Raw genomic sequence first — 24735 nt, 5'->3', positions numbered from 1 at the left:
CCTACGGGGCCAGCGCCACCCTCTGGCTCTGCGATAGCGTTGTAGGAGCGGGTTCACCCGCGAATAGGCCGGCACAGGCTACCCCCGCCTAGCCCCCAAAAACCGACAGATTCAATGGCCGCACGGCCCCCATCCAGATCGCATGATCCCGGTGATCCGCCAGTTCATCCCCGGTTTCCGGATGCATGAATACCACCAGGCCCTTGCGGTACAGCGCCAACCAAGGCAAAACCACCCCCACCACTTCCGGCCCGAACGCCAGCTGGCAACTCCAGTCCGGATGCGGCCCAACCGGTTTCTGGTGCATGCGCCCCATGGTCACAGGAAACAGCCGAGCCGCCTCCTCGCACAGTTCCCGGGCCTGCTCCATGGTGGCTGCGTCGTAATAAACGTGGGCGTGGTAACCCTTGATCCTCTGCACGATAACTCCTGATTGCGGTCCAACCATCACCACCTGTACACGGAGTGATGCAGTGAAAAACGCCGAAACCCCAGTATTCAAACTGGTCCTGTTCGGGCCTGAAAGCAGCTTGGGCAATGCCCTGGTGGCCGAACTGCTATCGCGCCAACACGAAGTCACCGCCGTGGTGGATGACCTCAACCGCCACACCGCCCGCCCCGGCCTGCACTTCAAGATAGGCGGGCTGAACAGTGCCGACCAGGCGGAGCAGGGCGCGGCAGGCGGTTCAGCGGTAATCGCCCTTTTATCGACGCTGGCGTCAGGTGACCTGCCGGGGCAAGCACGCCTGAGCGAAGCGCTGGTGGCGGGGCTTGAGCGTACGACTATACGCCGGCTATTGCTGGTGGGCGATTTCGCTGTGCTGGACGAGCCGAACAAGTACAGCCCAGCAGAGCGGGAGAGCGTGGATCAGGTAGTTGATGGGTTGCAGCGCAGCGCGCTGCGCTGGACCTTGATCAATACCCCGCAGCCGCTGCCGGACGCGGCGTGGGCGCGTGTGGCGGCGGGGATCGTGGATATGCTGGAGCTGGACCTGCACCGGGGCGAGCATCTTAACTTCGTGGTCTAGATGACCGCGCAGCCTCGGGGCTCAGCGGTTGCGCTCCTGCTCCAACCAATCCACGAACCGCTCGATCAACGCTCCACGCCGCTTGCGCGGTGGCAACACCGCGTAATAGCCGCGTTGCGAACGCAAGCTCCCCTCCAGCGGCCGACACAGCAACCCTTGCTCCACCAACCCATCCACCAGGTGCCCCCAGCCAATCGCCACTCCTTGCCCGGCAATCGCTGCCTGAATCAGCAAGGTATAGTTATCAAACCGCAACTGCCCCGCCGGCGGTGGGCTGGTCACACCAAACCCGCGAAATACCCCCGCCCAGTCAAACCAGCGGCTGGCCTGCTCGCCCTTCAAATGCAGCAGCGGCAATCGTTGCAAGGCCACAGCTGACAAGGCTTTGCCATGAATCAGACGGGGGCTGCACACCGGGAACACTTCCTCATCGAATAGCCAACGGCTTTCTCCTTGGTGAAAGCGTCCATCGCCAAACAGCACCGCCACATCGATGTCCGGGCGCAACATGCCCTGGCTGCGCTCACCCGTCACCAGGCTCACATCCACCTGTGGATAAGCCTCATGAAAGCGTTGCAGCCTTGGCATCAACCAGAACGCCGCAAAGGCAAAGTCGGTGGCCACCTGCAGCACTTCATGCTGGCCACGCCCGCTGGCCTGGGCGATACCGTCATCCATGGCCTGCAGCCCCTGTTGCACCTGTTCGAACAGCACCTGGCCAGCCTCGGTCAGCTCGATGCCCCGGTAAATGCGGTCAAACAAGCGCGTGCCCAACTGTGCCTCCAGGCGCTTCACCTGCTGGCTCACTGCCGGCTGCGTGGTACCCAACTCCAGCGCCGCAGCGGTAAAGCCACGCAGGCGCGCAGCAGCCTCGAATACACGCAAGGAATCCAGCGACAACCCGGCAAGGTGGTCAAACATAAGCGTAGCTAATCCCAGTCATTGCCCGCCATGGGCTTTACCCATGTTATCCACAGTCGCATCTTGGTAGGCAAGCGGTTCGCATAACCCTCAACGATGGAAGCCCCCATGACGCGTCCGAATATCCTGTTCATCATGGCCGACCAGATGGCCGCGCCCTTGCTGCCGATCTACGGCTCTTCGCCCATCCAGATGCCGCACCTCGGCCGCCTGGCCGAGCAAGCCGTGGTGTTCGACTCGGCCTACTGCAACAGCCCGCTGTGCGCACCATCACGCTTCACCCTGGTCAGCGGTCAGTTGCCCAGCCGTATTGGCGCCTACGATAACGCGGCCGACTTCCCTGCCGATGTGCCGACCTACGCCCATTACCTGCGTCGCCTGGGCTACCGCACCGCGCTGTCAGGCAAGATGCACTTCTGCGGCCCCGACCAGTTGCACGGCTATGAAGAACGCCTGACCAGCGACATCTACCCGGCCGACTATGGTTGGGCGGTGAACTGGGACGAACCCGATGTGCGTCCAAGCTGGTACCACAACATGTCCTCGGTGCTGCAAGCCGGTCCGTGCGTGCGCACCAATCAGCTGGATTTCGACGAGGAGGTGGTGTTCAAGGCGCGTCAGTACCTGTACGACCATGTGCGCGAAAACGATGGCCGGCCATTTTGCCTGACCGTTTCGATGACTCACCCGCATGACCCCTACACCATTGCCAAACGCTACTGGGACCGCTACGAAGGTGTGGATATCCCCATGCCCCGTGCCGAGTTCGGCCAGGCAGAACTCGACCCGCATTCGCAGCGCCTGCTGAAGGTCTACGACCTGTGGAACAAGCCACTGCCTGTGGACAAGATCCGCGATGCCCGCCGTGCCTACTTCGGCGCGTGCAGCTATATCGATGACAACATTGGCCAGCTGCTGCAGACCCTGGAGGAATGCAACCTGGCCGATGACACACTGATCGTGTTTTCCGGCGACCACGGCGACATGCTTGGCGAGCGTGGCCTCTGGTACAAAATGCACTGGTTCGAAATGTCGGCGCGGGTACCGTTGCTGATCCATGCGCCGAAGCGCTTTGCAGCGGGCCGGGTAACTGCCTCGGTGTCGACCTGCGACCTGCTGCCAACCTTGGTCGAACTGGCTGGCGGCGCTGTGGATAAAGACCTGCATCTGGATGGCCGCTCACTGTTGGGCCACCTGCAAGGGCAGGGCGGTCACGACGAGGTGATCGGCGAGTACATGGCCGAAGGCACCGTCGGCCCGCTGATGATGATCCGCCGCGGGCACTACAAGTTCGTGTACAGCGAAGACGACCCGTGTCTACTCTATGACCTGAGCCGCGACCCGCACGAGCGGGAGAACCTCACTGGCAGCCCGGACCACCAGACGCTGCTACAGGCATTTGTCGATGAAGCGCAACAGCGCTGGGACATCCCCAACCTGCGCCAGCAGGTACTGGCCAGCCAGCGCCGCCGCCGGCTGGTGGCCGAAGCGCTGGCCATCGGCAAGCTGAAAAGCTGGGACCACCAACCATTGGTGGACGCCAGCCAACAGTACATGCGCAACCACATCGATCTCGATGACCTCGAACGCAAGGCACGTTATCCACAGCCCGCCCCCCTGGATTGAGAAGAGAGGCCGCCATGCACAAGTTCTCCGCCGCCGTGTTCGCCCTGGCCCTGAGCGCCACCACGGCCCACGCCGCAGACAGCGACGCGCAATGCAGTACCGTGAAAATGGCCGACCCCGGCTGGAGTGATATTGCCTCGACCAATGCCGTGGCACGCCTGTTACTGGAAAGCCTGGGTTACCAGGTGAAGATCGACAGCCTGGCCGTACCGATCATCTATGGCGGCCTCAAGGACGGCCAGGTCGACGCCTTCCTCGGCAACTGGATGCCCGCACATCAAGGTTTCCATGACAAGTTCATCGCCAACGGCGATGTGCAGCAGCTATCGCGCAACCTGGAGGGAACCGAGTTCACCCTCGCAGTGCCCGACTATGTATGGAATGCCGGGGTGAAGGACTTCGCTGACCTGCAAAAACACGCCGGGCAGTTCGACAAAAAGCTGTACGGAATCGGCTCCGGCGCCCCGGCCAACCTGTCGCTCAAGAAAATCATCGACAAGAATGAATTCAACCTCGGCCAGTGGAAGCTGGTGGAGTCCAGCGAGCAGGCGATGCTGGCTCAGGTCGACCGGGCGGTGAAGAAGCAGCAATTCATCACCTTTCTTGGCTGGACCCCGCACCCGATGAACGTGAAACTGAAAATGCATTACCTGACCGGTGGGGAAAAGTGGTTCGGCAGCAAGGGCGAGGTATACACGCTGACCCGCAAGGGTTATCCACAAGCCTGCCCCAATGCGGCGAAGCTGCTAGGTAACCTCAAGTTCACACTGGACATGGAAAACAGCATCATGGCAGAGGTTGTGGACAAGAAGATCAGCTTCGATGAAGCGGCCAAGGCCTGGGTGAAAGCGCATCCTGAACGGTTGGATGGGTGGTTGGCCGGGGTTACCACCAAGGCCGATGGGGATGCCCTGGAGGCCGTCAAAGCCAAACTGTAATCTCACAAAGACACACCAACCCTGTGGGAGCGGGCGCGCCCGCGAACACCGGCAAAGCCGGTGCCAAGCAACGCGTTGGCTTTTTCGCGGGCATGCCCGCTCCCACAGGGCTTGGCGACCCCTTAAGGATTGTGGATAACCCATGCATCGCCTCTCTTTACTGCTGCCCTTCCTCACCTGGCTTCCCCGCCAATCGGGCCGCAGCCTGCGCCAGGACCTGCTGGTAGGCCTGAGCGGCGCCATCCTCGCCCTGCCGCAATCCATCGCCTACGCCCTGATCGCCGGCCTGCCCGCCGAATATGGGCTTTACGCTGCCATCGTGCCGGTACTGATCGCCTGCCTGTGGGGCTCTTCCTGGTACCTGATCTGCGGCCCGACCGCCGCCATTTCCATCGTGCTCTACGCCAGCATCAGCCCGCTGGCCGTGGCCGGTAGCGCTGACTACATCACGCTGGTGTTGCTGCTGACCTTTCTTGGCGGCATTTTCCAGCTGCTGCTCGGGCTGTTGCGCTTCGGCGCGCTGGTCAATTTCGTCTCCCATTCCGTGGTGCTCGGTTTCACGCTGGGTGCCGCCATCGTCATTGCCTTGGGCCAACTGCCCAACCTGCTGGGCATGGCCCTGCCCAGCCAGTCCACCGCGCTGAAGACCGTGCAAGACCTGGCCAGCCACGCAGGCGAGGTCGACGTGCCTTCCTTGCTGCTGGGCCTGGCCACCATAGTGATCGGTGTGGCCTTCAAACTCTGGCGCCCACGCTGGCCGAGCCTGTTGATAAGCCTGATCCTGGTCAGCTTGCTGGCCTGGCTGATGCCAGGCTTCTTTGGCCATGTGCCGCGGGTGGCAGCGTTCACCGGGCAACTCCCGCCTTTCAGCCCGCTGCCTTTGCTGGACGTGGAGCTCATGTTGCGTCTGCTGCCCAGCGCCGTGGCGGTAGGCATGCTGGGGTTGGTCACCAGCCTGTCGATTGCCCGTTCGTTGTCGGCACGTTCAGAACAACTGATCGACCCGGACCAGGAAATACGCGCACAGGGCCTGTCGAACATTGCCGGTGCATTTTTCTCTGGTTACCTGTCTGCCGGCTCCTTCACCCGCTCGGGCCTGAGCTACGAGGCGGGCGCCCGCTCGCCCATGGCCGGGGTGTTTTCGGCGCTGTGGGTGGCGTTATTCGCCGTGACCGGCGCCGGCCTGATCGCGCACCTGCCGATACCAGCCATGGCCGGCTGCATTTTGCTGATCTGCTGGGGGTTGGTGGACCACCGAGGGATCCGTGCATTGTTCCGGGTCAGCCGCTCGGAGTTTCTGGTGATGGCGCTGACGGCGGCAGCGACATTGCTGCTGGAGCTGCAGACAGCCATCTATGCCGGGGTGCTGGCTTCGCTGTTCTTCTATTTGAAGCGCACCTCACGACCACGGATCCAACAAAGCCGTGAAGGGGATGCGGATGTACTGCGGGTAGGTGGGTCGATTTTCTTTGGTGCTGCGCACTACCTGCAGGTGCGCTTGCAGCGCTGCCAAGGGCCGCATGTAGTAATCGATGCCCGGCAGGTGAATTTCATCGATTACTCGGGTGTGGACATGTTGCACCGCGAGGCGCGGCGGTTGCGCCGATTGGGGGGGAGTTTGACCTTGCACCGGGCCAGGCCGCAGGTGATAGAGGAATTGCAGAAGCTGGAAGGGGTGGAGTTGTGCCCGATCCGGTTTGAGGATTGATTGGGGCCACAAAGCGGCCCTGCAATCTCAGCCCCTGGCAAGTTGCCGACGCAGTTCGGCCAATACCGGCGCCGTATCGGGCCTCACGCCACGCCAGATAAAGAAGGCTTCAGCCGCCTGTTCAGCCAGCATCCCCAACCCATCCAGTACCTTGGCAGCCCCCAGCTTGGTAGCCCACTGGCAAAACGGCGTCGGCTCTTTGCCATACATCATGTCGTAGCAAACCGTACGACCCGCCTCGACCAGGCTGTCGGCAATCGGCGGCATTTCCCCGGCCAGGCTCGCCGAGGTGGCATTGATGATCACATCCACAGGTTCCTGTAACCAGGCAAACCCGCTGGCCACCACCGGCCCCAATTCATCGAACTCACGCGCCAGCTGCTCGGCCTTTTCAACGGTACGGTTGGCAATCACCAGCGACTGCGGCTTGTGCGCCAGAATAGGCTCCAGCACGCCGCGCACGGCGCCACCGGCACCGAGGATGAGAATGCGCTTGCCCGCCAGCTCGACCCCGGCATTCACCGTCAGGTCGCGCACCAGGCCAGCGCCATCGGTGTTGTCGCCCTGCAGGGTGCCATCAGCCAGCTTGCTCAGCGTGTTCACTGCGCCAGCGCGCCGGGCACGCGGGGTCAGGCTGTCGCACAGGCGGTAAGCCTCTTCCTTGAACGGCACGGTGACGTTGCCGCCACTGCCTTGCTTGAAGAAGCCGCGCGCGCAGTCGCTGAACTCGTCCAGCGGCGCCAGCAGAGTGGCATATTCCAGGTCCTGACCGGTCTGCTCGGCGAACAGGCGGTGGATCAGCGGCGACTTGCTGTGGCCGATGGGGTTACCAAAAACGACGTACTGGTCCATGACGGCTCCTTGTTTATCCACAGGCTTACTGGCCGAGCCAGTCGCGGTCCTGCAGGAAGTACTCTGTCAGGCGTGCCTCTTCACTGCCGGGCGCGGCCTTCCAGTCATAGCCCCAACGCACCTGCGGTGGCAGCGACATGAGGATGGATTCGGTGCGGCCACCGGATTGCAGGCCGAACAGGGTGCCACGGTCGTAGACCAGATTGAACTCCACGTAGCGGCCGCGGCGGTATTCCTGGAACTCGCGCTGTTGCGGGGTGTAAGGCGTGTCTTTGCGGCGCTGGACGATCGGCAGGTAGGCGTTGATGTAGGCATCGCCAATGGCACGGATGAAGGCGAAGCAAGTGTCGAAGTCCCACTCGTTCAGGTCATCGAAGAACAAGCCGCCGATACCCCGTGGCTCGCCACGGTGCTTGAGGTGGAAGTAGCGATCGCACCAGGCCTTGTAGCGTGGGTACACGTCGGCGCCAAACGGCGCGCAGGCCTGCTCGGCTACTCGGTGCCAGTGAATGCAGTCTTCTTCGTTGCCATAGTATGGCGTCAGGTCAAAGCCGCCGCCGAACCACCATACGGCCTCTTCACCTTCCTTTTCGGCAATGAAGAAGCGAACGTTGGCGTGGGAAGTGGGCACATGCGGGTTGTGCGGGTGTATCACCAGCGACACGCCCAAGGCTTCGAAACCACGGCCTGCCAGTTCGGGGCGGTGGGCACTGGCCGACGGCGGCAGGCCGGCACCAAACACATGGGAGAAGTTGACCCCGCCTTTTTCGATCACTTTGCCATCACCGATAACCCGCGTGCGACCCCCGCCACCGGCTTCGCGCACCCAGGCGTCCTCGACGAAGCGGGCACCGCCGTCTTCTGTTTCGAGGGCAGAGCAGATGCGGTCTTGCAGGTCGAGCAGGTAGGCTTTCACGGCCTCGGTGCGGCTAGTCATCGGGTCACCAGGAACGGGCAGGGAAGAATTCGCCGCGTAGCATACCACCGCCAGCGCGTGCGCCGCAGTTGACGACGACCAAGCAAAGGCGTCCGATAGAAGGCCTTTCCCGATCCCGACTACAGGAGTGCGAGATGGCCAAGCGTATCCAGTTCAGCCAGCATGGTGGCCCGGAAGTGCTGCAGTTTGTGGAATTCGAACCCACCCCGCCCGGGCCACAGCAGGTGCGTGTGCGTAACCATGCGATCGGCCTGAACTTCATCGATACCTACTTCCGAAGCGGGCTGTATGCGCCGCCGTCCCTACCTTCTGGCCTGGGTACCGAAGCGGCAGGTGTGGTAGAGGCCGTGGGCGAAGGCGTGTCCCGATTGAAGGTAGGAGACCGTGTCGCACATGCCGGCGGCCCACTGGGCGCCTACAGCGAGGTGCATACGCTACCGGAAGCCAACCTGGTCAAGCTGCCGGACACCATCAGCTTCGAGCAGGCGGCAGCGGTGATGCTCAAGGGTTTGACCGTACAGTACCTGCTGAAGCAGACCTATGAGGTGAAGGCGGGTGATGTGATCCTGTTCCATGCCGCAGCCGGTGGTGTAGGGTCGCTGGCTTGCCAATGGGCCAAGGCCCTGGGCGCCAAGCTGATCGGCACCGTGAGCTCTGCCGAGAAGGCCGAGCGGGCCAAGGCGCTGGGGGCTTGGGCGACCATCGACTACAGCCGTGAAGATGTGGCCAAGCGCGTACTGGAGCTGACCGACGGCAAGAAATGCCCGGTGGTGTATGACGGCGTGGGTGCCGACACCTGGCTGACCTCGCTGGACTGCCTGCGCCCGCGTGGGTTGATGGTGAGCTTTGGCAACGCTTCCGGTGCGGTGAGCGGGGTGAACCTGGGGATTCTGGCGCAGAAGGGCTCGCTGTATGTCACCCGGCCGACCTTGGCGAGCTATGCCAACAATGCCGAGAACACCCAGGCCATGGCCGATGACCTGTTTGCGATGATTGCGAGCGGGAAGCTGGTTGTGGATATCCAGCAGCGGTATCCACTGAGCGAGGCGGCCAAGGCGCAGGCAGAGCTGTCGGCGCGGCGGACTGTAGGATCGACTGTACTAATCCCCTGAGCCACACACATTCCCTGTAGGAGCGGGTTTACCCGCGAAGAAGCCACCGCGATGGATGGCACCGGCTTTGCCGGTGTTCGCGGGCAAGCCCGCTCCCACAGGTACTGAGTCGGCCTCGATAGCAGCGCTATGCCTTGGAGGCTGGGCGTGACGGCAATGAAGTCGACTCGATGCCATCGAATATCGCCTCGATCACACCCTCTGCCATTTCAATCGCATGCAGGTTCGACCAGAACATGCCACGGCCTTCTTCACGCATGTAGTCCAAAGCTTTGTAGCCGGTTTCGTAAGCGCTGCGCAGGTAAAGGGCTACGTGGACCAGAGCGTCCTCGGCAGAAATGTTTGGGTTGACGGTGAAGAGTGGATCGTGGCCGGCATCGCAGCGGCCGAAGGGGCGGGTGGAGGTGCATGGGAGAGGTGGATCGGGGACTATTTTCTTCATCATTGGAAAATGCTCCTCAAGGCCGCCAACCTTCACTACCACGTGAATGGGTGGCGACTGTACGCGAGGTGGTAGACCCGGGCATTTTCCAATCCAGGCAGGCTCGAAAGCCTCCCACGCACAGCCACCATAGACTGTCATGGAAAAAATGCATCCGGGCTACCACACCCGATCGCCAAGTTATTCGGCGACGGATAGAGCCTAGAGGCAGAGGTTCCCACTTAGAAGGTGATGGAAGGAGACGCGGTTCGTAGGATATTTCCGAAGTGACCAGCTGGACAGCCATTTTGGCAAAAATCAGAAAACCCTGATCACGCAAATGGCAACAGGAGGCGCATGCACAGCACGCGATAGAAAGGGCACTGCCTTGACCATGCAGGTTTGGAAGCGAAGCGTTTCTGCTTCAGGTTGTACTGGTGCGTCGGCTGAACTCAAGTTATCCGGGTGAGTACATCCTTACCATTTGGGCCGCTTATGCGGCCTTTGTTTTTTCGGGCGATAGGGCCTAGGCCACCCCCTCAATCGATTTGGCGCACGCAGACCGCGTAACGGCAACCAGGCGCTCGCCTTGGTTTCTGTGGTGTCGCGCAGATCGAGCGCCGCCCGCGCGGCGCATCGCGAGCTGCGCTCGCTCCTACGTTTGTTTCGGGCCAATTATTTCTGTGCCATTTGCGCGCGAACGCTTTGGCGTATGGCTCAAGATCGCATCGTAAAAACAAGGCGGTCGCGCGCGCCTGTGACAGGCGTTCCTGGCCAAAAACAAACGTAGGAGCGAGCGCAGCTCGCGATGCGCCGCGCGGGCGGCGCTCGATCTCATAGGCGAAGAGAGCTTCAAGGCAGGCACCCGTCAGCCCTCACACAATCGCCCGCCAACCGAGACAAATCAGAAAAATCTGCGGAAGGCTTGTGGAAAGATGTCAGCCCGGCCGAACAACTTCGCCGGTTGCCAGGTTGCGAATCACACTCGGGTTCTTCCGCCCGCCCAGAGCGCCACCCAGCACCAGGTCCAACTGGCCATGGAAGTACTGCTCAACCCGCAACCGGGTCTTCGCCGCCGGGCGCCCGCCAGGGTTGCACGAGGTGGAAATCAACGGCCCCACCAGCGCGCACAGCTCACGCACCACCGGGTGATCACTGACCCGCAGCGCCACCGTGTCATGCTGCCCGGTCACCCATTCGGGCAACAGGTCCTGGTGCGGCACCAGCCAGGTGTTCGGCCCCGGCCAGGTGCTGCTCATGCGGTCGATCCAGTCTTCGGGGAAGTCCTCGAACAGGAAGTCGAACTGACGGATATTGTCAGCGATCAGAATCAGCCCTTTATCCACAGGACGCGACTTCAGCGCCAGCAGGCGATACACCGCATCCTCGTTCCATGGGTCGCAGCCCAGGCCCCAGACCGCTTCCGTCGGGTAGGCGATCACCGCGCCCGCCCGGATCTCACGTGCGGCTTGTTGCACACGAAAACTGCTCACCATTGCTGTTTCTCCGCCTATATACCTTGCATGTGAGCAGTGTACTTAGCCCGCGCGGGCAAACCAACGCCCGGCTTCATTGCTGACCCGGCCTTCCAGCTCCAGCTCGGTCAACTGCGCCAGCACGTCGGCCAATGGCAGCTCGCTACAGTGGGCCAGGCTTTCACTGGTCTGGGGTGCGGCATGCAGCAGGGCAAGCAGGGGATGGTCAAATCTGTCCACAACCGCAGGCGGCAGGTTCTGCCAACCCTGCAAGCTTTCCAGGATCTGCTCCACAGTTTCCACCAGCAGCGCCCCATCACGAATCAGCTGGTGACACCCCTTGGCCCCCGGGTGATGAATGGAGCCCGGAATGGCGTACACCTCGCGGCCTTGTTCCGCCGCCAGACGCGCCGTGATCAGCGAGCCGCTGGCGAGGCTCGCCTCGACCACCAGCACACCGAGCGACAGCCCACTGATGATGCGGTTGCGCCGTGGGAAGTTGCCGGGCAGCGGCCCGGCATCCAGGGGATACTCGGAAACCAGCGCACTGCCATTGTCGATCATCGCCTGCGCAAGGTCCCGATGCCGCTGTGGATAAAGTTTTTGCAACCCCGTGCCGAGCACGGCAATCGTGCCGCCGCCAGCCTGCAACGCGGCCCGATGAGCGGCACCGTCGACACCTACCGCCAGCCCGCTGGTAATGGTGAAACCAGCCTGCGCGAGGTAGCGGGAAAATGCCCGGGCGGTGTCGAGCGCCGGGGGTGTGGCACGTCTGCTGCCCACGATCGCCAGCTGAGGACGATCGAGCAAGGCAGGTTCGCCAGCGACAAAAAGCAGCGGCGGGGCATCGTCGATTTCTGCCAGCAAGGCTGGGTAGTCTGGGCCGTCCCACATCAGCAAATGCTGGCCAGGGCGCTCCAGCCAAGCCATTGCGGCCAGTGCGCTATCGCGTACCTCGGCACTGCGCCGGGCATCGATGGTAGCTTGGGGGATGCCCAACGCTCGCCAGGCCGAAGCGGGAGCACTGAGCGCAGAGGAGGCACTGCCGAAGGCTTCGAGCAACGTTCGAAAGCGCCGCAATCCAGCCTCGGGGAGGCGATGCAGGCGTAAGCGTGCCTCCAGTTCGGCAGGCGGGCAGGGCGACGAATGGTGACTGGGCATTGAGATCATCCTTGATCGAAACAGGGCTATTTACGTGGCACAAGCTGTGGATAACTCTGTGAGTAACACTTTGAAAAGCTGTCCATTGACTGGGGGCTATCAAGCCCATAGTCACCCTAGACGAGCTTGCCAGGTGCCGAAATCCCCGTTTCCCTTTATTATGTGTGCTCAGTTTTCAACCGAACGCACAGTGACTGCCTGACCTTATGGCCATCTTGAACATTCTCGAATTCCCGGACCCGCGCCTGCGCACCCTCGCCAAACCGGTGACGGAGTTCGACGACGCCCTGCGTCAGCTGATCGACGACATGTTTGAAACCATGTACGAAGCCCCTGGCATCGGCCTGGCCGCTACCCAGGTGAACGTGCACAAGCAGGTTGTGGTCATGGACCTCAGCGAAGACCGCAGCGAACCGCGCGTCTTCATCAACCCGTCGGTCGAAGAGCTGACCCATGACATGGGCCAGTACCAGGAGGGCTGCCTGTCGGTACCGGGCTTCTACGAAAACGTCGACCGCCCGCTGCGTGTCCGGGTCAAGGCCCAGGACCGCGACGGCAAGCCGTTCGAACTGGAATGCGAAGGCCTGCTGGCGGTGTGCGTACAGCACGAATTCGACCACCTCAACGGCAAGCTGTTCGTCGACTACCTGTCGCAGCTCAAGCGCGACCGGATCAAGAAGAAGCTGGAAAAGCAGCACCGCCAGCAAGCCTGATCCCTACCTTCCTGAAGGCTTGCTCCGGCAAGCCTTTTTCTTTTTTGAAGCGAGAACTCCATGCGCATCGTCTTTGCAGGCACTCCAGAGTTTGCCGCCGAACACCTCAAGGCCCTGCTCGACAGCCCCTACGAGATCGTGGCCGTCTACACCCAGCCCGACCGCCCCGCCGGTCGTGGACAGAAGCTGATGCCAAGTGCGGTCAAGGCACTGGCAGTGGCCCATGACATCCCGGTGTTCCAGCCGCAGACCCTGCGCGACGCCGATGCGCAGGCCGAACTGGCCGCACTGAAACCCGACCTGATGGTAGTGGTCGCCTACGGCCTGATCCTGCCACAGGTGGTGCTGGATATCCCGCGCCTGGGCTGCATCAACAGCCACGCCTCCCTGCTGCCACGCTGGCGCGGTGCGGCGCCGATCCAGCGTGCCGTGGAAGCCGGCGACGCCGAAAGCGGCGTGACCGTAATGCGCATGGAAGCTGGCCTGGACACCGGCCCGATGCTGCTCAAGGTAGTCACCCCGATCAGCGCCGAGGACACCGGCGGCACCTTGCACGATCGCCTGGCCGAAATGGGCCCGCCCGCAGTCGTTCAGGCCATCGCCGGCCTGGCAGACGGTTCGCTGCAAGGTGAAGTACAGGATGATGCCCTGGCCACCTACGCGCACAAACTGAACAAGGACGAAGCACGTATCGACTGGACCCGCCCGGCGGTCGAACTGGAACGCCTGATCCGTGCCTTCAACCCATGGCCGGTGTGCCACAGCTCCCTGGATGGTGAAAGCGTAAAGGTGCTGGCCGCCAACCTGTCCACAGGCCAAGGCGCCCCGGGCGAGATACTTTCCGCCAGCAAGGACGGCCTCGTAGTTGCGTGCGGTGACCAAGCCCTGAGCCTGACCCGCCTGCAACTGCCTGGTGGCAAGGCATTGAGCTTCAGTGACCTGTTCAACAGCCGCCGCGAGAAGTTTGCCGCCGGCAAGGTGCTGGGCCAATGAACCCACGCCTCGCCGCCGCCCGTGCGCTTGCCGCTGTGCTCAGCGGCAAGGCTTCGCTGAACAGCTCGCTGCCGGCGCAACTGGACAAGGTAGATGAACGCGACCGCGCCCTGACCCAGGACCTGGCGTTCGGCACCGCACGCTGGCAGCCACGCCTTGACCTGTTGGCCGCACAGCTGTTGCAAAAGCCCTTCAAGGCAGCCGATGCCGATGTTCAGGCGCTGCTGCTGGTCGGCCTGTACCAGCTGTTCTACACCCGTATTCCGGCCCATGCAGCCATCGGCGAGACCGTGGGCTGTGCCGACAAACTGAAGAAGCCGTGGGCCAAGGGCTTGCTCAATGCCGTGCTGCGCCGAGCACAGCGCGAAGGCGAGGAACTGCTCGCCGGCATGGAGCGCGACCCGGTGGTGCGTACCGCCCACCCGCGCTGGTTGCAGAAGGCGCTGAAAGCCTTCTGGCCAGAGCAGTGGGAAGCCATCTGCGCCGCCAACAATGCCCACCCGCCGATGATTTTGCGGGTCAATCGCCGTCACCATAGCCGCGATGCCTACTTGGCACTGCTGGCCGAAGCCGGCATTGGCGCCAGCGCATGCCAGTACAGCCGGGATGGCATCGTACTGGCCGAAGCCTGTGACGTGCGCGGCCTGCCAGGCTTCGCCGAAGGCTGGGTGAGCGTGCAGGACGAAGCTGCGCAGCTATCTGCCGACCTACTGGAACTGGCCCCAGGCCAACGCGTGCTCGATGCTTGCTGCGCACCGGGCGGCAAAACCTGCCACCTGCTGGAGGCCGAGGCTGGCCTGGCGCACATGGTGGCCATCGATCTCGAAGCCAAGCGGCTGACCCGCGTGCGAGAAAACCTCGACCGCCTGCAGCTGGACGCCGAGCTGATCGCCTGCGATGCACGCGACACTGCCAGCTGGTGGGACGGCAAGCCATTCCAGCGCATTCTGCTCGACGCGCCGTGCTCGGCCACCGGCGTAATTCGCCGCCACCCGGACATCAAGCTGGCCCGCCAAGCCGACGACATCCCGGCTTTGGCTACGCTGCAAGGCGAGCTGCTCGATGCCCTGTGGCCGACCTTGGAAGTGGGCGGCATGCTGCTATACGCCACCTGCTCCACCTTGCCGACCGAGAACACTGAAGTGATCAAAGCCTTCCTCGCGCGCACCCCGGGCGCCCGTGAGCTGGACCTGGCGACCGAAGCCGGCCTGCGCCAGCCCCACGGCCGTCAGTTGCTGGCCCAGGAAGGCGGCCACGACGGTTTCTACTATGCCAAGCTGATCAAGATCGCCGCCTCGCGCGGATAAGAACAAAGGATAGGGAGTAGCGCATGAAGATCATCATCCTCGGCGCAGGGCAGGTAGGCGGTACGCTGGCTGAACACCTGGCCAGCGAAGCCAACGACATTACCGTGGTCGACACCGACGGCGACCGCCTGCGCGACCTCGGCGACCGCCTGGACATCCGCACTGTCCAGGGCCGCGGCTCACTGCCGACGGTGCTGCGCCAGGCCGGTGCCGACGACGCCGACATGCTGGTGGCGGTAACCAACAGTGACGAGACCAACATGGTTGCCTGCCAGGTGGCCTATTCGCTGTTCCATACCCCGACCAAGATTGCACGGGTGCGCGAATCGTCCTACCTGACCCGCGAAGAGCTGTTCGACAACGACCATATCCCGGTCGACGTTCTGATCAGCCCCGAGCAGGTGGTGACCAATTACATCAAGCGCCTGATCGAACACCCAGGCTCGCTGCAAGTGATCGACTTCGCCGAAGGCAAGGCCCAGCTCGTGGCAGTGAAGGCCTACTATGGCGGCCCGCTGGTCGGCCAGCAATTGCGCCAGATCCGTGCGCACATGCCCAACGTCGACACCCGCGTGGCAGCCATCTTCCGCCGCGACCGGCCGATCACCCCGCGTGGCGACACGGTGATCGAAGCCGACGACGAGGTGTTCTTCATTGCCGCAAAGAAAGATATCCGCGCGGTGATGGGCGAACTGCGCCGCATCGACGAGACCAATAAACGCATTGTCATCGCCGGCGGCGGGCAGATTGGCGAGCGCCTGGCGGAAGCCATCGAAAGCCGATATCAGGTGAAGATCATCGAGATGAGCCCGGCGCGTTGTCGCCACCTCTCCGATACCCTCGAAAGCACTGTAGTCCTGCAAGGCAGCGCCTCGGACAAAGACCTGATGCTCGAAGAGAACATCGCCGACGCCGATATTTTCCTGGCCCTGACCAACGATGACGAAGCCAACATCATGTCGTCGCTGCTGGCCAAGCGCCTGGGCGCAGGCAAGGTGATGACCATCATCAACAACCCGGCTTATGTCGACCTGGTGCAGGGCGGCGAAATCGACATTGCTATCAGCCCGCAGCTCGCCACCATCGGCACCCTGCTGGCGCACGTCCGTCGCGGCGACATCGTCAGTGTGCACTCGCTGCGCCGTGGTGCAGCCGAGGCTATCGAGGCGGTGGCACACGGGGACTCGAAGTCGAGCAAGGTGGTCGGCAAGGCAATCGAGGACATTACGCTGCCACCGGGCACCACGATTGGTGCGATCATCCGTGATGAAGAGGTGATGATTGCCCATGACGACACCATGATCGAATCAGGGGACCATGTGATCCTCTTCGTTGTGGATAAAAAGCATATTCGCGATGTGGAGAAGCTGTTCCACGTCGGCTTGAGTTTCTTCTAGGAGAAGAGGGCATGCGCGAGTCGCTGGAGAAGATGCTGGCCAAAGGTGTGGATAACCCGCTGCTGAGGTTTGGCCTGGGCAAGGCCTGGCTGGATGAAGGCAACGGCGCTGAAGCAGCAGTGCACCTGGCGCGCTGTGTAGAGCAGGATCCGAAATACTCGGCAGCATGGAAGCTGCTGGGCAAGGCCTATCAGTTGCAGGGCGACCTGGCGGCGGCGCGCAAGGCGTGGGAAGACGGGATCGTGGCGGCGCAGGCCCATGGTGACAAGCAGGCCGAAAAAGAGATGACCGTATTCCTGAAGAAGCTCAACAAAGCAGCGGGTTGACGCGGCCCCTGTAGGAGCGGGTTTACCCGCGAATGCGTCGGTGAATCAAACATCGCATTCGCGGGTAAACCCGCTCCTACAGAGGGCGGTGAATGGCTTAATACCAGCGCGGCTCGCCAGCCGGGCGCTTCTTGAAGCGCTTCATGCTCCACATGTACTGGCTCGGGTACTCACGCACATAGCGCTCGACCACCTTGCTCATCGCCGCAGCCGACACGTTCACATCGGTGCTGTACATCTCTTCCGGAGCAGCTTCGAGGAACACCTTGAAGCCCGAGCCATCAGGCAACCGCAGCGCATGCAGGAACACGCCTACCGCCTTGCCACCGGCCAGCATGTTCGGCACGAACTTGCTGGTCAGCGCCTGGGTGCCGAGGAACGGCACGAACACGCCCGCCGATTCCGCCGGCTCCGGGTCGGCAGGAATACCCACCTGGCCACCACGGCGCACTTCCTTGATCACGCTGAGGATGCCTTCCTTGGTCGACGGTGCCACGCGATTACCCATCTGCACGCGCTGCTCGCGCAGCAGGTCATCCACCGCCTTCAACTTCGGCGGGCGGTAGAAGATGATCGGTTTGCACTGGTTACAGTAGAAGTGGTTCAACACTTCCCAGTTGCCCAGGTGGCTGGTGATGCCGACCACGCCTTTACCCGAGGCCAGGGCCTGCTCCAGCACTTCCAGGCCATGCACTTCCTTGACCAGCTCCAGCGAGCGCTGTGGCGGCCAGATCCAGGCACAGGCACTTTCGACAAAGGATTTACCGATATCCCGCAGCGCCTGGCCCACCAGTTGCTCACGGGCAACCGGGTCCATCTCCGGGAAACATTTGGCCAGGTTGATCCGTACCACGTTGCGCGAACTGTTGGGGATTTTCCACATCAGCCAGCCAATACCGGCGCCGACACGCTGCACAGCGCCCCAGGGCAGCTTGGCAAACAGGCGCAGCACCCCGACCATCAGGGCGCCCTTGAACTTTTCCACAGGCGAATTCCTTATTTCAGCAAGGCGCGCATTGTAACCCTCAGCGCGACAAGGCGGCGTAGCGATCGCAGTCGGTGGTGTGGTCCATGACCATGCCGGTGGCCTGCATGAAGGCGTAGCAAATAGTCGGACCGACGAACGTGAAGCCAGCTTTCTGCAGGGCCTTGCTCATTGCCTTGGCTTCATCGGTAACCGCCGGCACGTCGCCGCGAGCCTTGAAGTGGTTGATCTTCGGCGAGCCGCCGACGAACGACCACAGCCATTCGGCAGGGTTATCCACAGCCAGCCAGGCCTGGGCGTTGCGCCGCGCAGCCTTGAGCTTGAGGCGATTGCGGATGATGCCTGCATCCTGCATCAATTCTTCGATACGTTCGTCGCTCATGGCCGCCAGCTTTAAGGGGTCGAAGCCGTACATCACCTGGCGATAACGCTCGCGTTTGCGCAAAACGGTAATCCACGAAAGCCCCGCCTGGAACCCTTCGAGCAAAAGCATCTCGAAGAGCAACGCCGGGTCGCGCTGTGGCATTCCCCATTCCTGGTCGTGGTAGGCCTGGTACAACGGATCGTCGGTACACCAAAAGCAGCGTGGCATAAGGCTCCAATGAGTAGAGGGCGAGGCGAATCAGGTTATACTCCCGCTCTTTACATCCGCATCCCCAGATACAGGTGAATTTCGTGAGCCAGCCTACGCCAGCCGTGCGTACCTTCCAAGACCTGATCCTCGCCCTGCAGAACTACTGGGCAGCTCAAGGTTGTGTGGTACTTCAGCCCTACGATATGGAAGTAGGCGCCGGCACTTTCCACACCGCTACATTCCTGCGCGCCGTGGGTCCAGAAACCTGGAACGCCGCCTATGTGCAGCCTAGCCGTCGTCCTGCCGACGGGCGGTATGGCGAAAACCCCAACCGCCTGCAGCACTACTACCAGTTCCAGGTGGTGCTCAAACCGAACCCGGCCAACTTCCAGGAGCTGTACCTCGGCTCGCTGAAAGCCATCGGCCTGGATCCGCTGGTGCACGACATTCGTTTCGTCGAAGACAACTGGGAATCGCCGACCCTCGGCGCCTGGGGTCTGGGCTGGGAAATCTGGCTCAACGGCATGGAAGTCACCCAGTTCACCTACTTCCAGCAGGTAGGCGGCATCGAGTGCTACCCGGTCACCGGTGAAATCACCTACGGCCTGGAGCGGCTGGCCATGTACATCCAGGGCGTCGACTCGGTTTACGACCTGGTGTGGGCCGACGGCCCGTTCGGCAAGGTCACCTACGGTGACGTGTTCCACCAGAACGAGGTGGAGCAGTCGACCTACAACTTTGAACATGCCAACGTCGACAAGCTGTTCGAACTGTTCGACTTCTACGAAAGCGAAGCCAACCGCCTGATCAAGCTGGAGCTGCCGCTGCCGACCTATGAAATGGTCCTGAAGGCCTCGCACACCTTCAACCTGCTGGACGCCCGCCGCGCCATCTCGGTAACCGAGCGCCAGCGTTACATCCTGCGTGTACGTACCCTGGCCCGGGACGTGGCGCAAAGCTATCTGCAAGCCCGCGCACGCCTGGGCTTCCCGATGGCCACCCCTGAACTGCGTGACGAAGTGTTGGCTAAGCTGGAGGCTGCACAATGAGTGCTCAAGATTTTCTGGTAGAACTGGGCACCGAAGAGCTGCCACCCAAGGCCCTCGCCAACCTCGGCGACGCTTTCCTGGCCGGTATCGAAAAAGGCCTGCAGGCGGCTGGCCTGAACTACACCGCCAAGCAGGTGTACGCCGCGCCTCGTCGTCTGGCCGTACTGATTCGCCAGCTGGACGTGCAGCAGCCTGACCGCAGCATCAACATCGACGGCCCGCCCCTGCAGGCAGCCTTCAACGCCGAAGGCCAGCCGACCCAGGCTGCGCTGGGCTTTGCCAAGAAGTGCGGTGTTGAACTGGCCGAAATCGACCAGAGCGGCCCCAAGCTGCGCTTCTCCCAGCACATCCCGGGCAAGGCCACCACTGACCTGCTGCCGACCATCGTCGAAGATTCGCTGAACGACCTGCCGATCCCCAAGCGCATGCGTTGGGCGACCAGCCGTGAAGAGTTCGTACGCCCGACCCAATGGCTGGTAATGCTGCTGGGCGACCAAGTGGTCGACTGCACCATTCTGTCGCAGAAGGCCGGCCGTGAATCCCGTGGCCACCGCTTCCACCATCCGGAAGCCGTGGTCATCACCACACCGGCCAACTATGTCGAAGACCTGCGTAAAGCGTACGTGCTGGCCGACTTCGCCGAGCGCCGCGAGCTGATCAGCAAGCGCACCGCCGAGCTTGCCATGCAGCAGGAAGGCACTGCCATCGTGCCACCGGCGCTGCTGGACGAAGTGACTGCTCTGGTCGAATGGCCAGTGCCGCTGGTGTGCTCGTTCGAAGAGCGTTTCCTTGAGGTGCCGCAGGAAGCCCTGATTACCACCATGCAGGACAACCAGAAGTACTTCTGCCTGCTGGACAGCGAAGGCAAGCTGCTGCCGCGCTTCATTACCGTGGCCAACATCGAAAGCCGCGACCCGAAGCAGATCGTGCAAGGCAACGAAAAGGTCGTGCGCCCGCGCCTGACCGACGCCGAGTTCTTCTTCAAGCAGGACAAGAAGCAGCCACTGGAAACCTTCAACGAGCGCCTCAAGAATGTGGTGTTCCAGGCTCAGCTCGGCACCGTGTACGACAAGGCCGAACGTGTTTCCAGGCTGGCCGCCTTCGTTGCCCCGCTGATCGGCGGCGATGCCCAGCGCGCTGGCCGTGCCGGCCTGCTGTCGAAGTGCGACCTGGCCACCGAGATGGTCGGCGAATTCCCTGAAATGCAGGGTGTTGCCGGTTACTACTACGCGCTCAACGACGGTGAGCCGGAAGACGTGGCCCTGGCCCTGAACGAGCAGTACATGCCGCGCGGTGCTGGTGCAGAGCTGCCGCAGACCCTGACCGGTGCTGCCGTGGCCATCGCCGACAAGCTCGACACCCTGGTGGGCATCTTCGGCATCGGCATGCTGCCTACCGGCAGCAAGGACCCGTACGCCTTGCGCCGTGCTGCTCTGGGCGTGCTGCGGATCCTGATCGAGAAGCAACTGGACCTGGACCTGACCGGTGCGGTCGAGTTCGCGGTCAAGCAGTTCGGCCCCAAGGTCAAGGCCGCCGGCCTGGCCGAGCAAGTACTGGAGTTCATTTTCGACCGCCTGCGCGCGCGTTACGAAGACGAAGGCATCGACGTGGCTACGTACCTGTCGGTACGCGCACTGCAGCCAGGCTCCGCGCTGGACTTCGACCAGCGCGTGCAAGCCGTACAGGCGTTCCGCAAACTGCCGGAAGCCGAGGCCTTGGCCGCGGTGAACAAGCGCGTGTCGAACCTGCTGAGCAAGGCCGAAGGTGCCATCGCCGAGCAGGTCGAACCGAAGTACTTCGACAATGCCAACGAGTTCTCCCTGTACTCGGCCATCCAGCAGGCCGACCAGGCCGTGCAACCGATGGCTGCAGCACGTCAGTACAGCGAATCGCTGGCCCGCCTGGCGGCCCTGCGTGACCCGGTCGATGCCTTCTTCGAGGCTGTCATGGTCAACGCCGAAGACGCCAAGGTACGTGCCAACCGTTATGCCCTGCTCAGCCGCCTGCGCGGCCTGTTCCTGGGCGTGGCTGACATTTCGCTGCTGGGGTAAGCCTTGAAACTGCTGATTCTCGACCGTGACGGGGTGATCAACTACGACTCCGATGCGTACATCAAGACGCTGGAAGAATGGGTGCCGATCCCCGGTTCGGTCGATGCGATCGCGCAGTTGAGCAAGGCGGGCTGGACGGTGGCCGTGGCCACCAACCAGTCCGGCATTGCCCGTGGCTACTACCCGCTGGCAACCCTTGAGGCCATGCATGCGCGCCTGCGCGCGCTAGTGGCCGAGCAGGGCGGCGAAGTGGGCCACATCGTGTATTGCCCGCATGGGCCGGACGAAGGGTGCGATTGCCGCAAGCCCAAGCCCGGCATGCTGCGGGCGATCGCCGAGCATTACCAGATTGGCCTTGAAGGCGTCTGGTTCGTCGGCGACAGCAAAGGTGACCTGGAGGCCGCCCTGGCCGTCGGTGCACAACCCGTGCTGGTGAAGACCGGCAAAGGTGAGCGGACCCTGGAAAAAGGCGTCCCGGAAACTACACTGATTTTCGACGATCTGGCAGCTATCGCCAGAGAACTAATTTAAACAGTGCGCCTTCGGGCGCATTTTTCTCAGGCGGGCATGCCCGCAATGGTACAAGCCACTATGTCGATCCTGCAGGCGATCAGAATCTTTCTTTTTTACCTGCTGCTGGGCACCAGTTCGCTGCTGTGGTGCTCGCTGAGCTTCTTCGTCGCGCCGTTCCTGTCGTTCCCCAAGCGCTACAGGTTCATCAACGTGTACTGGTGCCGCTGCGCGCTGTTTCTGGTGCGCACCATCCTGGGCATCGACTACAAGATCACTGGCGCCGAGAACGTGCCAGCTGAGCCTTGCGTGATTCTGTCCAATCACCAGAGCACCTGGGAAACCTTCTTCCTGTCGCAGTACTTCTCGCCGCTTAGCCAGGTGCTCAAGCGCGAACTGCTGTATGTACCGTTCTTCGGTTGGGCCATGGCCATGCTGCGGCCCATCGCGATCAACCGCGACAACCCCAAGGAAGCGCTGCGCCAGGTGGCGAGCAAGGGTGACGAACTGCTCAAGCAGAAGACGTGGGTGCTGATTTTTCCAGAAGGCACCCGTGTGCCGTTCGGCACCATCGGCAAGTTCTCCCGCGGCGGTACCGCACTGGCCGTGAATGCCGGGCTGCCGGTGCTACCGATTGCCCACAACGCCGGCAAGTTCTGGCCCAAGACCGGTTGGGGCAAGCGTGCCGGTACAATCGAAGTGGTAATTGGCGAACCGATGTACGCCAACGGCACTGGGCCACGGGCCATCGCCGAACTCAACGACCGCGCTGCAGCCTGGAACGAAGCGACCCAGCGGGCCATGGGATCTCTGCCGCCAGCAGAGGAAAAACCTCAGGAGCAGATGGCATGACCTTCTGTGGATAACTTGTGTGCAGTTTTTGGATTAAATGCTTGAATTGATAGCTAAGTATTTGAATTTGCTATTTATTTTTCTGTATGAATTTTTTCTGAAAATCGTGCATAAGTTTTTTGGAGGCATAAAAAAACCGGCTTTTACAGCCGGTTTTTTTATGGCATGTGGACAGCATCAGACTTTGTCGATATCTACATCCTTGGTTTCCTTCAGACAGAAGATCCCTACCACCAGGCTGATCCCGGTCACCAGCACCGGGTACCACAGCCCGTAGAAGATATCCCCGGTATAGACCACCAGCGCGAACGATACGGTAGGCAGGAAACCACCGAACCAGCCATTACCAATGTGGTAGGGCAGTGACATCGAGGTGTAGCGGATGCGGGTCGGGAAGAGCTCGACCATCACCGCCGCCAACGGGCCATAGGTCATGGTCGCGATCAGGATCATCGCCACGATCAGTACCACCACCATTACCTGATTGACCTGCGCAGGGTCGGCTTTGGCCGGGTAACCAGCCTGCTCGATTGCAGCACGCATGGCAGTTTCGTCAAATCCGTTGATGGTCTTGTCACCGATGTTCACCACCACTTCACTGCCGGCCACGCTTACCGAGCTGTACGGCAGGCCCTGCTTGACCAGGAAGGTCTTGACCTTGTCGCACGGGCTGTCAAAACGAGCCTTGCCCACTGGGTCGAACTGGAATGTGCAGCCTTGCGGGTCGGCGGTGACCACGATCGGCGCCTGACGGCCGGCGGCGTCGATCTGTGGGTTGGCGTAGTGGCTCAGCGCCTTGAACAGCGGGAAGTACAGTACCGTAGCCAGCAACAGGCCGAGCATCAGGATCGGCTTGCGGCCGATACGGTCGGACAACCAGCCGAAGAACACGAAGAACGGCGCGCCAATCACAACGCTGATGATGAGCAGGGTGTTGGCCTGAGCCGAGTCCATTTTCAGCATCTGGGTCATGAAGAACAGAACGTAGAACTGCGCCGTGTAGAAGGTCACCGCCTGCCCCGCGTTGATGCTGAACAGGGCGGTAAGCACCACTTTCAGGTTTGGCCAGGAGGTGAAGGACTCGCGGATGGGCGACTTGCTGACCTTGCCCTGAGCCTTCATTTTCACAAAGGCCGGCGACTCGTGCATGCTCATGCGAATCCAGGTCGAGATCGCCAGCAGCACGATCGACAGCAGGAACGGCAAGCGCCAGCCCCAGGTTTCGAACTGGTCGCCACTGACGTAGCGACTACCCAGCACCACCAAGAGCGACAACAACAGGCCCAGCGTTGCGGTGGACTGGATGAAACCGGTGTGCAAGCCACGCTTGCCGGGGGGCGCATGCTCGGCCACGTAAGTGGCGGCACCGCCATACTCACCGCCCAGCGCCAGCCCCTGAAGCATGCGCAGGACCACCAGGATGATAGGTGCGGCGATGCCGATACTGGCGTAGGTGGGCAACAACCCAACAGCGAAAGTGGACAGCCCCATCAGCACGATGGTGACCAGAAAGGTGTACTTGCGCCCGATCATGTCACCCAGGCGGCCGAACACCAGCGCGCCAAACGGCCGCACCAGAAAGCCTGCAGCAAAGGCCATCAGGGCGAAGATGAAAGCGGTGGTATCGTTCACGCCAGCGAAGAACTGCTTGCTGATGACCGCTGCCAACGCACCATAGAGAAAAAAGTCATACCACTCGAAAACCGTCCCGAGGGATGACGCGAAAATGATCTTGCGTTCTTCACGGCGGCTGGGGCTGCTGGCCACCGCATCCTGCTCTTGGATGTAATCCGACATCG

The 24735-nt window shown here is 62.0% G+C and carries 24 protein-coding genes; 14 read left to right on the top strand and 10 right to left on the bottom strand.

What is annotated here, in order from left to right; translation table 11 throughout:
* Positions 1 to 88 precede the first annotated feature (88 nt).
* Positions 89 to 421: a 4,5-dioxygenase gene (locus tag GST84_00485; GenBank protein XGB10916.1), complete on the bottom strand. Its 333-nt coding sequence runs from the start codon at positions 419 to 421 to the stop codon at positions 89 to 91.
* Between the two features lie 52 nt (positions 422 to 473).
* On the opposite strand from GST84_00485, the gene GST84_00480 reads away from it, so the two are divergent.
* Complete coding sequence (locus GST84_00480) at positions 474 to 1028, top strand: NAD(P)H-binding protein (protein XGB10915.1); 555 nt, start codon at positions 474 to 476, stop codon at positions 1026 to 1028.
* A 21-nt stretch (positions 1029 to 1049) separates the two neighbouring features.
* Here GST84_00480 and GST84_00475 read toward each other — a convergent pair whose 3' ends face one another.
* A complete protein-coding gene (locus GST84_00475) occupies positions 1050 to 1949 on the bottom strand; it encodes a LysR family transcriptional regulator (protein ID XGB10914.1) in 900 nt (299 codons plus the stop codon).
* A 108-nt stretch (positions 1950 to 2057) separates the two neighbouring features.
* On the opposite strand from GST84_00475, the gene betC reads away from it, so the two are divergent.
* The 3 genes from betC (at position 2058) to GST84_00460 (ending at position 6221) form a co-directional block, all read left to right on the top strand.
* The gene (gene betC / locus GST84_00470; protein XGB10913.1) at positions 2058 to 3575 is read left to right on the top strand and encodes a choline-sulfatase; all 1518 of its coding nucleotides are present in this window, start codon (positions 2058 to 2060) and stop codon (positions 3573 to 3575) included.
* 14 nt (positions 3576 to 3589) lie between these two features.
* A complete protein-coding gene (gene choX, locus GST84_00465; protein XGB10912.1) occupies positions 3590 to 4513 on the top strand; it encodes a choline ABC transporter substrate-binding protein in 924 nt (307 codons plus the stop codon).
* Between the two features lie 142 nt (positions 4514 to 4655).
* Positions 4656 to 6221, top strand: coding sequence for an STAS domain-containing protein (locus tag GST84_00460; GenBank protein XGB10911.1), 1566 nt, complete (start codon positions 4656 to 4658; stop codon positions 6219 to 6221).
* Between the two features lie 27 nt (positions 6222 to 6248).
* On the opposite strand, the gene aroE is transcribed toward GST84_00460, so the two are convergent.
* Complete coding sequence (gene aroE, locus GST84_00455) at positions 6249 to 7073, bottom strand: shikimate dehydrogenase (protein ID XGB10910.1); 825 nt, start codon at positions 7071 to 7073, stop codon at positions 6249 to 6251.
* A 25-nt stretch (positions 7074 to 7098) separates the two neighbouring features.
* Positions 7099 to 8010, bottom strand: a complete 912-nt coding sequence (gene hemF, locus GST84_00450; protein XGB10909.1) for an oxygen-dependent coproporphyrinogen oxidase — start codon at positions 8008 to 8010, stop codon at positions 7099 to 7101.
* Positions 8011 to 8144: 134 nt separating this feature from the next.
* Here hemF and GST84_00445 point away from each other — a divergent pair, with 134 nt between their 5' ends.
* On the top strand, positions 8145 to 9122 hold the full coding sequence (locus GST84_00445; protein ID XGB10908.1) for an NADPH:quinone reductase: 978 nt from the start codon (positions 8145 to 8147) through the stop codon (positions 9120 to 9122).
* Between the two features lie 127 nt (positions 9123 to 9249).
* Here GST84_00445 and GST84_00440 read toward each other — a convergent pair whose 3' ends face one another.
* From GST84_00440 to dprA, 3 genes are all read right to left on the bottom strand, one after another.
* Positions 9250 to 9567: a hypothetical protein gene (locus GST84_00440; GenBank protein XGB10907.1), complete on the bottom strand. Its 318-nt coding sequence runs from the start codon at positions 9565 to 9567 to the stop codon at positions 9250 to 9252.
* Positions 9568 to 10481: 914 nt separating this feature from the next.
* Complete coding sequence (locus tag GST84_00435) at positions 10482 to 11039, bottom strand: tRNA threonylcarbamoyladenosine biosynthesis protein RimN (GenBank protein XGB10906.1); 558 nt, start codon at positions 11037 to 11039, stop codon at positions 10482 to 10484.
* Between the two features lie 42 nt (positions 11040 to 11081).
* Positions 11082 to 12179 carry a DNA-protecting protein DprA gene (dprA, locus tag GST84_00430; protein ID XGB10905.1) on the bottom strand — a complete coding sequence of 366 codons (1098 nt, stop codon included), beginning with the start codon at positions 12177 to 12179 and terminating at the stop codon, positions 11082 to 11084.
* Positions 12180 to 12385: 206 nt separating this feature from the next.
* Here dprA and GST84_00425 point away from each other — a divergent pair, with 206 nt between their 5' ends.
* From GST84_00425 to GST84_00405, 5 genes are read left to right on the top strand one after another with little or no spacing between them, the layout of a single operon-like run.
* Positions 12386 to 12892: a peptide deformylase gene (locus GST84_00425; GenBank protein XGB10904.1), complete on the top strand. Its 507-nt coding sequence runs from the start codon at positions 12386 to 12388 to the stop codon at positions 12890 to 12892.
* Between the two features lie 60 nt (positions 12893 to 12952).
* Positions 12953 to 13885, top strand: coding sequence for a methionyl-tRNA formyltransferase (locus tag GST84_00420; protein XGB10903.1), 933 nt, complete (start codon positions 12953 to 12955; stop codon positions 13883 to 13885).
* Complete coding sequence (rsmB, locus tag GST84_00415) at positions 13882 to 15192, top strand: 16S rRNA (cytosine(967)-C(5))-methyltransferase RsmB (protein ID XGB10902.1); 1311 nt, start codon at positions 13882 to 13884, stop codon at positions 15190 to 15192. Before GST84_00420 ends, rsmB begins: the two co-directional genes overlap by 4 nt.
* 23 nt (positions 15193 to 15215) lie before the next feature.
* Positions 15216 to 16589 (top strand): Trk system potassium transporter TrkA, encoded by a 1374-nt coding sequence (gene trkA, locus GST84_00410; GenBank protein ID XGB10901.1) that lies wholly within the window; start codon positions 15216 to 15218, stop codon positions 16587 to 16589.
* A gap of 11 nt (positions 16590 to 16600) precedes the next feature.
* A complete protein-coding gene (locus GST84_00405) occupies positions 16601 to 16915 on the top strand; it encodes a tetratricopeptide repeat protein (protein XGB10900.1) in 315 nt (104 codons plus the stop codon).
* 97 nt (positions 16916 to 17012) lie between these two features.
* Here the strand turns inward: GST84_00405 and GST84_00400 are convergent, their stop codons facing one another.
* Together GST84_00400 and tag are read right to left on the bottom strand one after the other, a co-directional pair.
* Entirely contained in the window at positions 17013 to 17900 is an 888-nt protein-coding gene (locus GST84_00400; protein XGB10899.1) for a lysophospholipid acyltransferase, read from the bottom strand.
* A gap of 40 nt (positions 17901 to 17940) precedes the next feature.
* The gene (gene tag, locus GST84_00395; protein ID XGB10898.1) at positions 17941 to 18492 is read right to left on the bottom strand and encodes a DNA-3-methyladenine glycosylase I; all 552 of its coding nucleotides are present in this window, start codon (positions 18490 to 18492) and stop codon (positions 17941 to 17943) included.
* Positions 18493 to 18575: 83 nt separating this feature from the next.
* On the opposite strand from tag, the gene glyQ reads away from it, so the two are divergent.
* The 4 genes from glyQ to GST84_00375 are packed head-to-tail and all read left to right on the top strand — an operon-like array spanning position 18576 to position 22936.
* Positions 18576 to 19523, top strand: a complete 948-nt coding sequence (glyQ, locus tag GST84_00390; protein ID XGB10897.1) for a glycine--tRNA ligase subunit alpha — start codon at positions 18576 to 18578, stop codon at positions 19521 to 19523.
* Complete coding sequence (locus tag GST84_00385) at positions 19520 to 21574, top strand: glycine--tRNA ligase subunit beta (GenBank protein ID XGB10896.1); 2055 nt, start codon at positions 19520 to 19522, stop codon at positions 21572 to 21574. The genes glyQ and GST84_00385 overlap by 4 nt, the downstream gene beginning before the upstream one ends.
* A 3-nt stretch (positions 21575 to 21577) precedes the next feature.
* Positions 21578 to 22105 carry a D-glycero-beta-D-manno-heptose 1,7-bisphosphate 7-phosphatase gene (gene gmhB / locus GST84_00380; GenBank protein ID XGB10895.1) on the top strand — a complete coding sequence of 176 codons (528 nt, stop codon included), beginning with the start codon at positions 21578 to 21580 and terminating at the stop codon, positions 22103 to 22105.
* A 45-nt stretch (positions 22106 to 22150) separates the two neighbouring features.
* Positions 22151 to 22936 carry a 1-acyl-sn-glycerol-3-phosphate acyltransferase gene (locus tag GST84_00375; GenBank protein ID XGB10894.1) on the top strand — a complete coding sequence of 262 codons (786 nt, stop codon included), beginning with the start codon at positions 22151 to 22153 and terminating at the stop codon, positions 22934 to 22936.
* Positions 22937 to 23113: 177 nt separating this feature from the next.
* Here the strand turns inward: GST84_00375 and GST84_00370 are convergent, their stop codons facing one another.
* The gene (locus GST84_00370) at positions 23114 to 24733 is read right to left on the bottom strand and encodes an MFS transporter (protein XGB10893.1); all 1620 of its coding nucleotides are present in this window, start codon (positions 24731 to 24733) and stop codon (positions 23114 to 23116) included.
* Positions 24734 to 24735 lie beyond the last annotated feature (2 nt).

Origin of the sequence: Pseudomonas putida, from assembly GCA_041879295.1 — a bacterium.
GTDB lineage: Bacteria > Pseudomonadota > Gammaproteobacteria > Pseudomonadales > Pseudomonadaceae > Aquipseudomonas > Aquipseudomonas putida_Y.
This window is presented reverse-complemented; position numbering and strand designations above follow the sequence as displayed.

Excerpts from the sequence above, each read along its gene's own strand:
- betC (XGB10913.1), top strand. The coding sequence starts at position 2,058 with ATGACGCGTCCGAATATCCTGTTCATCATGGCCGACCAGATGGCCGCG.
- GST84_00460 (XGB10911.1), top strand. The coding sequence starts at position 4,656 with ATGCATCGCCTCTCTTTACTGCTGCCCTTCCTCACCTGGCTTCCCCGC.
- GST84_00475 (XGB10914.1), bottom strand. The coding sequence starts at position 1,949 with ATGTTTGACCACCTTGCCGGGTTGTCGCTGGATTCCTTGCGTGTATTC.
- GST84_00405 (XGB10900.1), top strand. The coding sequence starts at position 16,601 with ATGCGCGAGTCGCTGGAGAAGATGCTGGCCAAAGGTGTGGATAACCCG.
- GST84_00420 (XGB10903.1), top strand. The coding sequence starts at position 12,953 with ATGCGCATCGTCTTTGCAGGCACTCCAGAGTTTGCCGCCGAACACCTC.
- GST84_00440 (XGB10907.1), bottom strand. The coding sequence starts at position 9,567 with ATGATGAAGAAAATAGTCCCCGATCCACCTCTCCCATGCACCTCCACC.
- choX (XGB10912.1), top strand. The coding sequence starts at position 3,590 with ATGCACAAGTTCTCCGCCGCCGTGTTCGCCCTGGCCCTGAGCGCCACC.
- hemF (XGB10909.1), bottom strand. The coding sequence starts at position 8,010 with ATGACTAGCCGCACCGAGGCCGTGAAAGCCTACCTGCTCGACCTGCAA.
- dprA (XGB10905.1), bottom strand. The coding sequence starts at position 12,179 with ATGCCCAGTCACCATTCGTCGCCCTGCCCGCCTGCCGAACTGGAGGCA.
- aroE (XGB10910.1), bottom strand. The coding sequence starts at position 7,073 with ATGGACCAGTACGTCGTTTTTGGTAACCCCATCGGCCACAGCAAGTCG.
- rsmB (XGB10902.1), top strand. The coding sequence starts at position 13,882 with ATGAACCCACGCCTCGCCGCCGCCCGTGCGCTTGCCGCTGTGCTCAGC.
- GST84_00425 (XGB10904.1), top strand. The coding sequence starts at position 12,386 with ATGGCCATCTTGAACATTCTCGAATTCCCGGACCCGCGCCTGCGCACC.
- GST84_00435 (XGB10906.1), bottom strand. The coding sequence starts at position 11,039 with ATGGTGAGCAGTTTTCGTGTGCAACAAGCCGCACGTGAGATCCGGGCG.
- GST84_00385 (XGB10896.1), top strand. The coding sequence starts at position 19,520 with ATGAGTGCTCAAGATTTTCTGGTAGAACTGGGCACCGAAGAGCTGCCA.
- GST84_00375 (XGB10894.1), top strand. The coding sequence starts at position 22,151 with ATGGTACAAGCCACTATGTCGATCCTGCAGGCGATCAGAATCTTTCTT.
- GST84_00445 (XGB10908.1), top strand. The coding sequence starts at position 8,145 with ATGGCCAAGCGTATCCAGTTCAGCCAGCATGGTGGCCCGGAAGTGCTG.
- GST84_00370 (XGB10893.1), bottom strand. The coding sequence starts at position 24,733 with ATGTCGGATTACATCCAAGAGCAGGATGCGGTGGCCAGCAGCCCCAGC.
- tag (XGB10898.1), bottom strand. The coding sequence starts at position 18,492 with ATGCCACGCTGCTTTTGGTGTACCGACGATCCGTTGTACCAGGCCTAC.
- trkA (XGB10901.1), top strand. The coding sequence starts at position 15,216 with ATGAAGATCATCATCCTCGGCGCAGGGCAGGTAGGCGGTACGCTGGCT.